The following is a 12,150-nucleotide window of genomic DNA, read 5'->3' on the forward strand; positions in this document are numbered from 1 at the left end:
TGGTCCCGGGTCAGTTCGACAGGACGATCTGACCGTTGTCGACGGTGATCTTCTTGGCTTCGAGCGGCAGGGTCGCGGGTCCGTTGATCACACTGCCGTCCTCCGCGGAGAACTTGCTGCCGTGGCACGGGCAGCTGATCTGGTTGCTCGCGACCGACCCGACCTGGCACTGGCGGTGCGTGCAGACCGAGGTGAACGCCTTGTAGACGCCCTGCTGGGGCTGGGTGACGACGACCTGGGCGGTCTCGTACACCTTCCCCCCGTCCACCGGCACGTCCGTCACCGGACCGAGCACCACCGGCCCGGTCGGCGCCGCCTTCGCGGTGCTGCTCGCGCCCGCCTCCGGCGGACCGGCAGCTCCGCCGCACGCCGCGCTCACCGCGCCCAGACCTGCCCCGCACACTCCGGCCAGCAGCACGCGCCGCGTCGCTCCGGTGTCCACCATTTCCCCGCACCCCCGCTTCGAGATCGCCTTCTGGCGACACTAGCGGGGGTACGGGTGGCTTTGGAGCTGTTTGCGCAGGTCAGATGGTTACCAGCATCTTGCCGGTGTTCTCGCCGCGCATCAGGCCCAGGAACGCGGCCGGGGCGTTCTCCAGCCCGGCGACGACGGTCTCCTCGGCTTTGAGCTTCCCCTCGGCGTACCAGGCGCCGACCTCGCTCAGGAACTCCGGCATCCGGTCATTGTGGTCGCTGACGATGTAGCCGCGCATGGTGATCCGCTTGCCGATCAGCAGCGTCAGGTTGTCCGGCCCCGGCACCGGCTCGTTGTAGCCCGAGATCGCGCCGCAGAGCGCGAACCGAGCGAACACCTTCGCGCGGGCGATGGCCGCGGTCAGGTGGTCGCCGCCGACGTTGTCGAAGTAGACGTCGATCCCGTCCGGCGCGGCCTGCTTGAGCTGCCCGGCCACGTCACCGTCGCGGTAGTTGAACGCGGCGTCGAAGCCCAGCTCGTCGACCAGGTGCTTCACCTTGGCCGGGCTGCCCGCGCTGCCCACCACCCGGGCCGCGCCCTTGAGCTTGGCCAACTGGCCGACGAGGCTGCCCACGGCACCGGCCGCGCCGGAGACGAACACGGTGTCGCCGGGCTTCATCGCGGCGATGTCCAGCAGGCCGACGTACGCGGTCAGCCCCGGCATGCCGAGCACGCCGAGGAAGGCGCTCGGCGGGGCGATCGGGTCTTCGGACGGCCCGGTCAGCTTGCGGAACCGCTTGGCCTCGCCGGTGACCAGGTCACGCCAGCCGTACCCGTGCAGCACCAGGTCGCCGACGGACAGCAGTGGCGAGTTCGACGCGACCACCTCGCCGACGGCGCCGCCGTCCAGCGCCTGCCCCACCTGGAACGGCGGCACGTACGACTTCACGTCGTTCATCCGCCCCCGCATGTACGGGTCCACGGACATGACGGTGTTGCGTACCGTCACCTGCCCCTCGCCCGGCTCGGGCACCTCCACTTCCACCAGCCGGAAGTTGTCCGCGGTGGGCGTCCCCTCGGGCCGGGAGGCCAGCTGGATCTCACGTCCTGTCGTCACGATCTCTCCTTTTCGTCGGCGGCCTCGTGGGCCGCCTCCGTGATGGCGCGCAGCGTGTCGCGCAACGCCGCGAGCTGTGGTGCGGGCACGCCGGTCGCCTCGGCGATGGCCCGCGGGATGCCGGTCGCCCGCTCACGCAGGACGTCACCGGACGGGGTGAGGCTGACCAGGACCGAGCGCTCGTCGCGCGCACTGCGCGCGCGCACCACCAGCCCGGCCGCCTCCAGCCGCTTCAGCAGCGGCGACAACGTGCCCGAGTCGAGCTGCAACGCCTCGCCCAGCGCCTTCACGCTCACCTCGCCGCGCTCCCACAGCACCAGCATCACCAGGTACTGCGGGTAGGTCAGGCCGAGGCGGTCCAGCACCGGCCGGTACAGCGCGGTGAGCGCCCGGCTGGCCGAATACAGCGCGAAGCACACCTGCTTGCGCAGGTCCAAGTCGTCGAAGCGCTCGGCGGGCGTCATGCTCTCAGACAAGCACGAGTTCGACCTCGACGTTGCCGCGGGTCGCATTCGAGTACGGGCAGACCTGGTGCGCCGCCTCGACCAGCTCCCGGGCCGCCTCCGGCGCCACGCCGGGCAGGCCGATCTCCAGCGTCACGCCCAGCCCGAACCCGGCGCCGACCCGGTTGAGGTCCACCTTCGCGGTCACCTCGGACCCGTCCACGTCGGCTTTGGCGCGCCGCGCGACCAGCCGCAGCGCGGAGTGGAAGCAGGCGGCGTACCCGGCCGCGAACAGCTGCTCGGGGTTGGTGCCCGCGCCGCTTCCGCCGAGCGCCGTCGGCATCGCGAGGTCGGCCGCGAGCAGCCCGTCGGAGCTGAGGATCTTGCCGTCCCGCCCGTCGCCGGACGAGGTCACCACTGCGGTGTACAGAGAAGTCATGCCAGAAACGTAGCCACCAATTAAATTGCCCACAACCAAACGTGACACTTTCAACTCCCCGACCGCGCCCCCCACTCGGCATCGACAATCGAGAGGTGCGGCTACACGGACGTCGACGGGAACTGGTGGCGACGGTGTTCTGGCTGCTGGTGCTGACGCTGGGCGCGCTCGGCTGGTGGTGGTACACCCGCGTCCACGCCGAACCCACCCCCGCCGCCACCGCCTCCCCCACTCCCCCGCCCGGCGCCCAGCGGGTTCGGGTCAGCCATCCGCTGGACGGCGATTCGATCGTGGTCATCGCCACTGCCGGCCCCGTCGTCGACGCCACCGGCGAGGTCCAGCTGCGCCTGCTCGGCATCGACGCCCCCGAGCTGCACGGCGCCGACGGCACCCCACAGTGCTGGGCCGACAGCGCGTACACCCGCCTCAAGCAGCTCGCCCCACCGGGCCGGACCCTGTGGATCCTGCCCGACACCCAGCGCCGCGACCCGTACGACCGCTACCTCGTCTACGCCTGGACCGCCGACGGCACGTTCGTCAACGCCGACCTGGCCGAGCGCGGCGACGTGAGGGAACTCGCCATCCCGCCGAATCTGGCCCATCAGCGCGAGCTGCACGACGCGGTCGAGCGGGCGCGGGCGGCTCGGCACGGACTGTGGGGTAACTGCGTCGGAACGTGAGCGAATTATTGAAGATTTCAAGCTACCGCGATGGCTTTGTGTCCTTCAGTACGGAAGAATCGGCGCCCGTGGAGCTCCCTATCGGCACGGCCATCGCGGGGAGATATGTGCTGACCAGGCCTCTGGCGCGCGGCGGAGTGTCCACGGTCTATCAGGCCGTAGACGCTGCCGCGGGCCGCAGGCTCGCGGTCAAAGTGGTGAGTCCGCGCTACTCGCGGCTGATCCGACACGAGGCGGAGATGACCCAGATGCTGCGCCACCCCCACGTGCCGAAGATCTTCGACGTGGACGTGGTGCCGGGTCCGGACGGCCGCGACATCGGCTACCTGGCCCTGGAGCTGCTGCAGGGGCAGAGCCTGAACAGTGTGCTCGACGGCGGCCCGCTGTCGGTTTCGCACGCGCTGCGGGTCGCCGGCACGGCCGCCGACGTGCTGGCGGTGGCGCACCGGCGCGGGGTGGTGCACCGCGACCTGACCCCGGGCAACGTCATGCTGACCACGAACGGACCGAAGGTGGTCGACTTCGGACTGGCCGAGCTGATCCACCCGGGCCCGGCGCACTACGCCAGCCCCGCCGACGACGTGTACGCCCTGGGCGCGCTGATGTACCAGATGATCACCGGCGCGTCGCCGTACCCGCACCGGGGCAGCCCACGCGACGCGACGGCGGTGCGCAGCCTGGCGCCGACGCCGGTGCTGGCGGTGCCGGGCCTCCCGCACGCGCTGGCCGAACTGTGCCGCGCGTGCATGGACAAGAACGCGCTCGGCCGCCCGAGCGCCCGCGAGGCCTCCTTCGCCCTCTGGAGCCTCGCCGCCCTCCCCTGACCCTCCCCCGCCCCGCCCGCCCGGCCCGCCCGCCCGGCCCGAAGATCGCGCAAGTTGCCGGGCAATCGGGCGTATGAAGGTGCAAGATACGCCCGATTGCCCGGCAATATAGAGGATCTTGGTGCCAGGCGGCGGGGGTTCAGTTCAGGTCGAACTCGCCCTGCTTGACCCCGGCGATGAAGGCGCGGAAGGCCTCGGTGGACACCACGACGCTGGTCTGCGGGCGGGTCGAGTTGCGCACGCCCACGGCCGCGGGCAGCGCCGCGATCTCCACGCAGGCGGCGGACTCGCAGCGGCGGCTCTTGCGCCACGTGGCACCGGAGACCAGGGTCATCGTCAACTCCCGATTGTCGTCAGACAGAGGCACAGGCTGGGGTCGCGACGCCACTGGCAGGCGCCACAGCGCCACAGTAAACTCGTGTGATAGGACAGTGGCAAGTAGCCGCACGCAGATCGCCATATGGCGTGTCGTGACATGGCGTGTCGTGGTGGCGCTTTCCACGTGTCGCAGGCCACGCCGCGCGGGCCGCGCACCACAGGTCCGTGCCGAGCAGGGCCCGCGTCGAGAGGTGGACGGTCAAGGTGAGCGAGCGTGACAATCCCGCCGTCGCTCGGCTCCGCCTACGTCACGCGCTGCGGTCGGCCCGTGACTCGTCCGACCTGACCCAGGAGCAGGTAGCCGCCTCGTTGGAGTGGTCGCTGTCGAAGGTGATCCGCATCGAGAACGGCTCGGTCCGGATGACCATCACCGACATGCGCGCGCTGCTGCAGCTATACGGCATCCGCGAGCAGTCGGCGGTCACCGAGCTGGAGGTGCTGGCCCGCACCGCCCGCGCCAAGGCGTGGTGGGCCGAGTTCGGCGACCTGGCCCCGAAGTACGCGAACTACATCGGGCTGGAGGAGGGCGCCGCCGCGATCAGCTGCTACCAGCAACTGGTCATCCCGGGGCTGCTGCAGACGGAGGCGTACGCGCGGGCGGTGGTGTCGGCGGGCCAGCCCGAAGCCCTGCCCGCCGGCGACGACTACGTGTCGATCCGGCTGCGGCGCCAGGAGCGGGTGCTGCAGCGGGCGGAGCCGCCGCGGGTGCACGCGGTGCTCGACGAGGCGACGCTGCGCCGCATCAACGGCGGGGTCTCGGTGCAGCGCGAGCAGCTGCACCACCTGGTGCGCCTGGGCACCCGTGCCAACATCCGGCTGCAGGTGCTGCCGTTCAGCGCCGGGCTGCAGGCGCTGGAGCCCGCCTTCGTGCTGATGTCGTTCCCATACGGTGCCGACCACGACGTGGTCTATCTCGAGTTCAGCAGCGTGGTCCCGGCGGTGGACCGGGGCCAGGTGCTCGACCGCGAGGAGGACGCGGGGCCGTACCGGGAGACGTTCGACCGGCTCGCCGCGGTCGCGCTCGGCGAGGCCGACTCGCTGGCCTACATCGCCCAGGTCGCGGGCGAGCTTCGCTGACCGGGCCGGTCGGTGCATATGCTCGGGACTCATGAGCTTTCCGCCGTCTGCCGCGCCCCTGCCCGACGTCTCCCGTGTCCTGTGCGTGTTCGCCCATCCCGACGACGTGGACTTCGGTTCGGCGGGCACCGTGGCGGCCTGGGTCGACGCGGGCATCGAGGTGTCGTACCTGCTGGTGACCCGCGGTGACGCGGGCGGCTTCGACGACACGCCGCGCCACGAGATGCCGGTGCTGCGCGAGGCCGAGCAGCGGGCCGCCGCGGCCGCCGTCGGGGTCAAGACGGTGGAGTTCCTGGAGGGGTATCGCGACGGCTCGGTCACCCCGTCGCTGGAGCTGCGCCGGGACCTGGTCGCCGCGATCCGCCGCCACCGGCCCGACCGCATCCTGACCAGCTCGCCGCTGCGCCGCTGGGACCGCATCGCCGGGCCGAGCCACCCCGACCACCTGGCCGCGGGCGAGGCGGTGACCTGCGCGGTCTACCCCGACGCCCGCAACCCGTTCGCGCACCCGGAGCTGGCGGCCGCCGGGCTGGAGGCCTGGACGGTCCGCGAGATCTGGTACTCCGGCGGCCCGGACCCCGACCATGCCGTCGACGTGACCGACGTCTTCGACCGTAAACTGGCCGCGCTGCGCGCGCACGCCTCGCAGACGTCGCACCTGCCGGACCTGGACGGCATGCTGCGCGAACGCCTCGGCGCCCTCGCCGCCGCCCACGGCCTGCCCGGCCGCCTCTGCGAGGCGTTCACCATCATCCGCACCGAGTGACGGCGCGCGGTGCTCAGCGCCCGGCCGGGACGGGACTCATCCGGCCGGGGTGCATCCGCGACGGATGCGGCACGCCGCTGGTGGCGGGCGGTTCGGCCGCCCGCCGCGGCAGGCGGGACGGATTCTCCAGCGCCCGACGCAGGTATCGCTCGACCCCGCCGAGCAGCCATACGTCCTCACTGACCAGCAGCTGGGTCGGCGTGCCCCGGTAGTCGGCCCACAGTTCCATCCGCCGCGGGCGGCGCCGGGAACTGACCACGGTGAGCACGGCCAGCCCGCACAGCACCGCGACGGCGGCGACGATCCCGGCGGGGCGCATCACGGGGGCGAACAGCCCGGTGAGCACCACCCCGCCGGCCAGCATCCCGGCGCAGCGGCGGGTCAGCGGATCGTGACCGGTCTGCCTGCTGTGTACGCCGCTCAGCCGGGACAGCGCGAAGTGCTGGCTGCCGACCTGCAGGCAGGTGGTCGTGATCTGCAGTCCGGGGCGGAACGTCAGGATCGGCGTCTCCGAGGGACGGTCCGGCGGGCGGGTGGCCTTCATCGGGCTCTCCCAACGTCTCGTGGCCAATGTGATCGAGAGGTAAGGAAGGGCACCTTCGTCGGCTGGCGTCAGCCAGACGAGCAGCGACTCAGCTCGCTTTCCGTAGCGGAAGGGCCCTTCTTAACCTGTTGGCGTACGCCCGCACGTGACAGTTTTCCGACCGCGCGTGTGGCCGAACCGTGACCTCAGTGTGTGCCTGAGCCGCCGGCGAGGGAAGTATGTCGATCAGCCAGGTGGCAGATTGGCACGTTCCCGGCAGACAGCACTCACTCAGCCTGCCTCCAGCTGAGGTCGAGTTCCATCACCCAAAGTGACGTAACTTTCTCCGCATAACAGGTCCAGATCGGGCACTTCGGTCAGCGAGCACTTGGGTCATGCCGCGCGCGCGGCTACCGTGGCCAGCACTGGGCCGGTTCCCAGCCGCTCACCCCCGGGCGGCACCGGACCAGCGCCGCCGAGTCGCAACGCGCCCCGGGACCTCTCCCGAGCGGGCGCCGCGAGCCGGGGACCCAGGTTTGTTTTGGGGTGAATCGGCAGTCACTCATAGTGACTGCAGTAGGGCGCCCTTCGCCCGAACCCGTCAGCTAACCCGGTAGGCGGCTGCGGAGAAGGGCCGACAGCACCTTGCCATCGCATCACGGCAGGGGGTGGCGCATCGCCGTCCGCCTCCTGGCCCCTGCCGCCGCCCTGATCGGGCTGGCCGCCACGGGCACCCCCGCCCATGCCCAACCCAGCGCCGCCGACCTGCGCAAGCAGATCTCGGCCAAGTCGACGCAGCTCGAACGCGTCGTCGAGGCGTACAACAAACTCGACAGCCAGCTGAAGACGACCCGCAGCCGGGTCGCCGTGCTCGAGCGGGACCTCGGTCCGCTGCAGCAGCGCGCCGACGCCGCCCACCGCAACGTCGCCGCGATCGCCGTCACCGCCTACCAGACCGGCCGCCTGGACACCTGGAACGCGCTGCTCGCCGGCGGCGGCCAGGACGCCACCCTGGCCCGGCTGAAGACCCTCGACCAGCTCGCCACCGACCAGCAGGAGCAGGTCACCGCGGCCCACGCGGCCGCCGCCGACCAGTTCCACACCAAGGGTGAGCTCGACCAGCAGGTCAAGGACCTGACCGCGCGGGCCGCCGCGATCGCCACGCAGCGCCGGGGCATCGAGGCCGAGCTGAAGAAGTTGGAGCAGCTGCGCCGCCAGGCGGGGCTGTCCGACGAGCGCGGTTCGAGCTACACCGGCTCGGTGCCGAACGTGTCCGGCAAGGCCGGGGTGGCCGTGGCGTTCGCGTACAAGGCGCTGGGCAAGCCGTACGTCTGGGCCGCGGACGGGCCCAACGGCTACGACTGCTCCGGACTGACCCTGGCCGCCTGGCGCGCCGCGGGAGTGAGCCTCTACCACCAGGCCGCGACCCAGTGGAACGAGGTGACCCACATCAAACGATCCCAGCTCGCCCCCGGTGACCTCGTCTTCTACTCCGGGCTCGGGCACGTGGCGATCTTCGTCGGCAACGGCAAGGTGATCCACGCGCCGACGTTCGGCGAGGTCGTGAAGATCTCCAGCGTCGACATGATGACGCCGTACGGCTTCGGCCGCGTCCGCACGTGACGCGAGTTGAGAAGGGCCCCTTCTGCTACGCGAAGCGATAAGAAGGGGCCCTTCCTTACTCGTGCAGAAAGGCCCCGCCCAAACGGGCGGGGCCTTTCCAGCGAACCTCAAACAGCCTGCAGCCCCTCAGCCCGAGCAAGCTCCCGGAGCCGCCCCAGCGCCTGGATCTCCAGCTGGCGGATGCGCTCCCGCGAGAGCGAGAAGCGCGAGGCCACCTCGGTCAGCGAGTGCTCCCGCCCGTCCTCGAGGCCGTAGCGGGCGCGCATGATGCCCGCCGAACGGTCGTCGAGGTGGTTGAGCAGGCCCTCGATGCGCTGGCGCTCCAGCGCCGACAGCACGATCTCCTCGGGGCTGGGCGAGTCTCGGTCGGCGACGAGGTCGCCGAGGTTGGTGTCGCCGTCGTCGCCCACCGGAGTGTCCAGCGAGACGGTGTCCTGCGACCAGCGGATCAGCTCGGTCACCCGCTCGACGGTCACGCCCAGGGCCTCGGCGATCTGCTGCGGCTCGGGCTCGCTGCCCAGCTCACGGGTGAGCTGGCGGGCGACGTTGCGCATCCGGTTGACGTCCTCGACCAGGTGGACGGGCAGTCGCACGGTCCGCTCCTGCTGGGCGATGGCGCGGCTGATCGCCTGCCGGATCCACCAGGTGGCGTAGGTGGAGAACTTGTAGCCCTTCACGTAGTCGAACTTCTCGACCGCGCGCACCAGGCCGGTGTTGCCCTCCTGGATCAGGTCGAGCATCGGCATGCCCGAGCGGACGTAACGGCGGGCGATCGACACCACCAGGCGCAGGTTGGCGCGGATGAACAGGTCCTTGGCCCGCTCGCCCTCGGAAACCAGCTTCTCCAGCTCTTCGCGCTTGAGGCCGCGCTTGAGCTTCTCGCCCTCGAGGAGGTGCTCGGCGTACAGGCCGGCCTCGATCGCCTTCGAGAGGTCGACCTCTGCCGCCGCGTCCAGCAGGGGCGTACGCGAGATCTCGTGCAGGTACACGCCGACGAGGTCGCGCTCCTCAGCCACCTGGTCGGTGCGCAGCATGGTCATGTTCTCCACGTCTCGGGTCCTCCCCCGTAATCGCCGCAGGGCCTAGCGGTGCTGACACCTTCACAACAGATGACGCCCGGAGATGATTCCGCGTTGCCCATCGAAAGTGTCACGAAAAGCTGTGAACTCCCTGATACAGGCATGTCGACCTGCTGTGTCCCGGTTGGGATAGGTCCGCAATGCCCTATTTATGGGACCACGGGCTCCGTCCGAGCACAGCGACCTGCGTCACTAGAACGCTGTGAGCCGCATCGCCATCTCTTGGTGAGATCCAAGTACCCGCGCTATGACGCTTTATCCCTCGTCCGGGATCCCTCGTCCGCCGATCCCCTGGCGGGCGGTGCGCAGCGCGGGCCAGGCGGCGGACCAGATCGCGGCGGCGACGTCGTCGGGATCACCGGCGCCGGAGACCGGCACCGCAGTCGATGCTATGTCCTTGTAAGCACTGTATGTCGCGTTCAGGTATGACATGTCCTCGTGATCACTGGCGCGCTCTTCGATCCGGTCGTAGGCCTGGGACGGACCCACGTCCAGGAAGATCAACCGGTCCGGGGCGGGGAAGACCGAGTACATCGCGCGCACCGCACGCTCCAGGCGGGCGCCGCCGCCGTGCACTCGTAGGCTGACCAGCTGGCAGGGGGTGTAACGGTCCATCACCGCCACTCGGCCGGTGATCCGGGCCGCCAGCAGCGAGCGGGCGATGGCCAACCAGCGCAGCATCGACTCGATCAGCAGCAGGCCGGGGCGCCCGAGCATGGTCGCCGCGTCCCGGCCGCCGAGGCGCTGCGCCACCCGGCCGAGGAACCTGCGGCCACCGGCGTTGCGGCCGTACCGCGCGGGCAGCCCGGCCGCGCACAGCGCCGCCGCCAGCCGGATCGCCTGGGTCGTCTTGCCCGACCCGTCGATCCCGACCAGCGCGACCACCCACGCCCCATGCCCTGCCACGCCCCGACGCTACCCACCCCCCGCCACCACCCCCGCCGCCCTCACGCACTCTCGCGCGCCCTCGCGTCGCGCGCGACGGTCATGCGGCAGTTTCGGGGAAACTGCACGAATCTTGGACTCGATTCGTGCAGTTTCCCCGAAAGTGCACGAACGTCCAATGATCCAGAGTGCAATTGCGCACACGCTGTGCGACCTGGGGGGCTTGCGGCGTGTGGGAATGGTGCGACCCCATCATCGGAGGCGCCGCAATGAGTGAAGTGCATCATTTCGCGTACGGCTATTTCAATCCGATCGCCGCGTTCGTGCTCGCGTTCCTCGGCTCGCTGCTGGGCCTGGTCTGCACCGCGCGCGCCCGGCACGCGCGCACTGCCGGACGGCGGGCCCGCTGGCTGCTGCTGGCCTCGCTGGCCATCGGCGGGACCGGCATCTGGCTGATGCACTTCATGGCCATCATCGGCTTCGACGTGCCGCACAGCCCGGTGCGCTTCGACCCGGTGATCACCTTCATCAGCCTGGTGCTGGCCGTGCTCACGGTCGGCGTGGGCCTGTTCATCGCGGCGCAGGGCGACATCTCCGCGGTGCGGATCGTCACCGGGGGCGGTTTCACCGGCCTGGGCGTCGTCGCGATGCACTACACCGGCATGGCCGCCATGCGCGTGGCCGGGACCATCGCGTACGACCCGGGCCTGGTCGGCGCGTCCGTGGCGATCGCAGTCACCGCCGCCACGGTGGCACTGTGGTTCGCGGTCACCGTGCGCAAGCTGTCGGCCATCTCCGGCGCCGCGGTGGTCATGGCGGTGGCGGTGTGCGGCATGCACTACACCGCGATGGCGGCGGTACGGGTGCAGCTCGGCGGCGACGGCCGGGTGGCCGGGATCAGCCCGTTCGTGCTGATCGTGCCGATCGTCCTGCTGGCCGCCCTCGGCCTGATCACGACGCTGTTCAGTGCCCTGCAGGCGATGACCCAGGAGGAGTTCGAGGGTGAGCCCAGCCGCCCCCGCCACCGGATGCCGCTGTCGGCCGTCGTCCCGACCCAGCGCGTCACCGGCCACGCCGCCGTCCCCCGCGCCGCCCGAGTCGGCCGCTGAGGTTGTCCACAGTCCACAAAAGAGGCACAGCGCGCAACGCGTTGATCGGATATAAACACCGGCATGGAGGCCACCACACCCGCGTACCTGTTGACCATGCCATTGCACGCGATCACCGAGGTGCTGGGCGAGCAGGGCCTGCGGGACCGGTTCGCCCTGGAGATACACCGGCTGCCCGAGGACGACCAGGCGGTGCTGACCGACGCGATGGAGCTGACCGCCCGGCTGCACGAGGGGCAGCGCCGGGTGCGCGAGCCGTACCTGAACCACGTGCTGCGGGTCGCCATCCGGATCATGTGCTACTACCACGTCACCGAGCGGGACGTGCTGGTCGCGGCCCTGCTGCACGACGCGGTCGAGGACCAGCCATGGCGGCTGGCGGGCATGCCGGACAAGGAGGGTCCGGCGCCGCACGACGCCGCCCTGGCCGAGGTCGAGCGGCGCTACGGCGCCCGGGTGGCCCGGCTGGTCGACGCGGTCACCAACCCGGTCTACACGCCCGACCGCGACCACGACGAGCAGTACCTCGAGCATGTGGTCGAGTCGCTGGACGCCGAGCCGTGGGCGCGGGTGATCAAGGTGTCCGACTTCACCGACAACGGCGTGGGCATCGTGCACACCACGGGGCCGAAGGTGATGCGGGCTGCGGTGAAGTACACGCCGCTGGTGCCGCTGCTGCGGGAGCTCGTGTCCCGGCCGGACACGCCGCTGCCCGGCGAGGTCAAGACGCACATCTTCCGTCAGTTCGACCTCGCCGAGCAGCGCTTCAGAGCGATCTTGGGTGAGTGAGGG

The 12,150-nt window shown here is 70.7% G+C and carries 15 protein-coding genes and 1 riboswitch; of the genes, 7 read left to right on the plus strand and 8 right to left on the minus strand.

The genetic code is table 11. The annotated features are described in order from the left end of the window. Positions 1–10 precede the first annotated feature (10 nt). From KUA19_RS28920 to KUA19_RS28935, 4 genes are all read right to left on the minus strand, one after another. Positions 11–445, minus strand: coding sequence for a Rieske (2Fe-2S) protein (locus KUA19_RS28920; RefSeq protein ID WP_217400862.1), 435 nt, complete (start codon positions 443–445; stop codon positions 11–13). 79 nt (positions 446–524) lie between these two features. Continuing rightward, on the minus strand, positions 525–1,532 hold the full coding sequence (locus tag KUA19_RS28925) for an NADP-dependent oxidoreductase (RefSeq protein WP_217400864.1): 1,008 nt from the start codon (positions 1,530–1,532) through the stop codon (positions 525–527). Next, positions 1,529–1,996, minus strand: a complete 468-nt coding sequence (locus tag KUA19_RS28930; RefSeq protein ID WP_217400866.1) for a MarR family winged helix-turn-helix transcriptional regulator — start codon at positions 1,994–1,996, stop codon at positions 1,529–1,531. The genes KUA19_RS28925 and KUA19_RS28930 overlap by 4 nt, the downstream gene beginning before the upstream one ends. Before the next feature lie 4 nt (positions 1,997–2,000). After that, a complete protein-coding gene (locus tag KUA19_RS28935) occupies positions 2,001–2,414 on the minus strand; it encodes an organic hydroperoxide resistance protein (protein ID WP_217400868.1) in 414 nt (137 codons plus the stop codon). Positions 2,415–2,509: 95 nt separating this feature from the next. On the opposite strand from KUA19_RS28935, the gene KUA19_RS44685 reads away from it, so the two are divergent. Together KUA19_RS44685 and KUA19_RS28945 are read left to right on the plus strand one after the other, a co-directional pair. Beyond that, positions 2,510–3,094 (plus strand): thermonuclease family protein, encoded by a 585-nt coding sequence (locus KUA19_RS44685; RefSeq protein WP_217400870.1) that lies wholly within the window; start codon positions 2,510–2,512, stop codon positions 3,092–3,094. A gap of 107 nt (positions 3,095–3,201) precedes the next feature. Next, positions 3,202–3,918: a serine/threonine-protein kinase gene (locus KUA19_RS28945; RefSeq protein WP_217400872.1), complete on the plus strand. Its 717-nt coding sequence runs from the start codon at positions 3,202–3,204 to the stop codon at positions 3,916–3,918. A gap of 139 nt (positions 3,919–4,057) precedes the next feature. Here the strand turns inward: KUA19_RS28945 and KUA19_RS28950 are convergent, their stop codons facing one another. Beyond that, on the minus strand, positions 4,058–4,252 hold the full coding sequence (locus KUA19_RS28950) for a DUF397 domain-containing protein (protein WP_217400874.1): 195 nt from the start codon (positions 4,250–4,252) through the stop codon (positions 4,058–4,060). Between the two features lie 248 nt (positions 4,253–4,500). Between KUA19_RS28950 and KUA19_RS28955 the strand changes: the two genes are divergently transcribed. Then, positions 4,501–5,373, plus strand: coding sequence for a helix-turn-helix domain-containing protein (locus KUA19_RS28955; RefSeq protein ID WP_217400876.1), 873 nt, complete (start codon positions 4,501–4,503; stop codon positions 5,371–5,373). 31 nt (positions 5,374–5,404) lie between these two features. Next, positions 5,405–6,139 (plus strand): PIG-L deacetylase family protein, encoded by a 735-nt coding sequence (locus KUA19_RS28960; RefSeq protein ID WP_217400878.1) that lies wholly within the window; start codon positions 5,405–5,407, stop codon positions 6,137–6,139. A 13-nt stretch (positions 6,140–6,152) separates the two neighbouring features. On the opposite strand, the gene KUA19_RS28965 is transcribed toward KUA19_RS28960, so the two are convergent. Then, positions 6,153–6,683, minus strand: coding sequence for a DUF6232 family protein (locus KUA19_RS28965; protein WP_217400880.1), 531 nt, complete (start codon positions 6,681–6,683; stop codon positions 6,153–6,155). Between the two features lie 470 nt (positions 6,684–7,153). After that, a riboswitch (cyclic di-AMP (ydaO/yuaA leader) is annotated at positions 7,154–7,298 on the plus strand. Positions 7,299–7,307: 9 nt separating this feature from the next. Between KUA19_RS28965 and KUA19_RS28970 the strand changes: the two genes are divergently transcribed. Further along, complete coding sequence (locus tag KUA19_RS28970; RefSeq protein WP_254550260.1) at positions 7,308–8,285, plus strand: C40 family peptidase; 978 nt, start codon at positions 7,308–7,310, stop codon at positions 8,283–8,285. Positions 8,286–8,392: 107 nt separating this feature from the next. Here the strand turns inward: KUA19_RS28970 and KUA19_RS28975 are convergent, their stop codons facing one another. Both KUA19_RS28975 and KUA19_RS28980 read right to left on the minus strand, forming a co-directional pair. Continuing rightward, positions 8,393–9,325: a sigma-70 family RNA polymerase sigma factor gene (locus KUA19_RS28975; RefSeq protein ID WP_217401086.1), complete on the minus strand. Its 933-nt coding sequence runs from the start codon at positions 9,323–9,325 to the stop codon at positions 8,393–8,395. Positions 9,326–9,619: 294 nt separating this feature from the next. After that, a complete protein-coding gene (locus tag KUA19_RS28980; RefSeq protein ID WP_217400882.1) occupies positions 9,620–10,270 on the minus strand; it encodes a dTMP kinase in 651 nt (216 codons plus the stop codon). Between the two features lie 248 nt (positions 10,271–10,518). On the opposite strand from KUA19_RS28980, the gene KUA19_RS28985 reads away from it, so the two are divergent. Continuing rightward, positions 10,519–11,358, plus strand: coding sequence for an MHYT domain-containing protein (locus tag KUA19_RS28985; RefSeq protein WP_217400884.1), 840 nt, complete (start codon positions 10,519–10,521; stop codon positions 11,356–11,358). 63 nt (positions 11,359–11,421) lie between these two features. Beyond that, positions 11,422–12,147: an HD domain-containing protein gene (locus tag KUA19_RS28990; RefSeq protein WP_254550261.1), complete on the plus strand. Its 726-nt coding sequence runs from the start codon at positions 11,422–11,424 to the stop codon at positions 12,145–12,147. Positions 12,148–12,150 lie beyond the last annotated feature (3 nt).

The organism is Catellatospora tritici (assembly GCF_019083965.1).
Classification (GTDB): Bacteria; Actinomycetota; Actinomycetes; order Mycobacteriales; family Micromonosporaceae; genus Catellatospora; species Catellatospora tritici.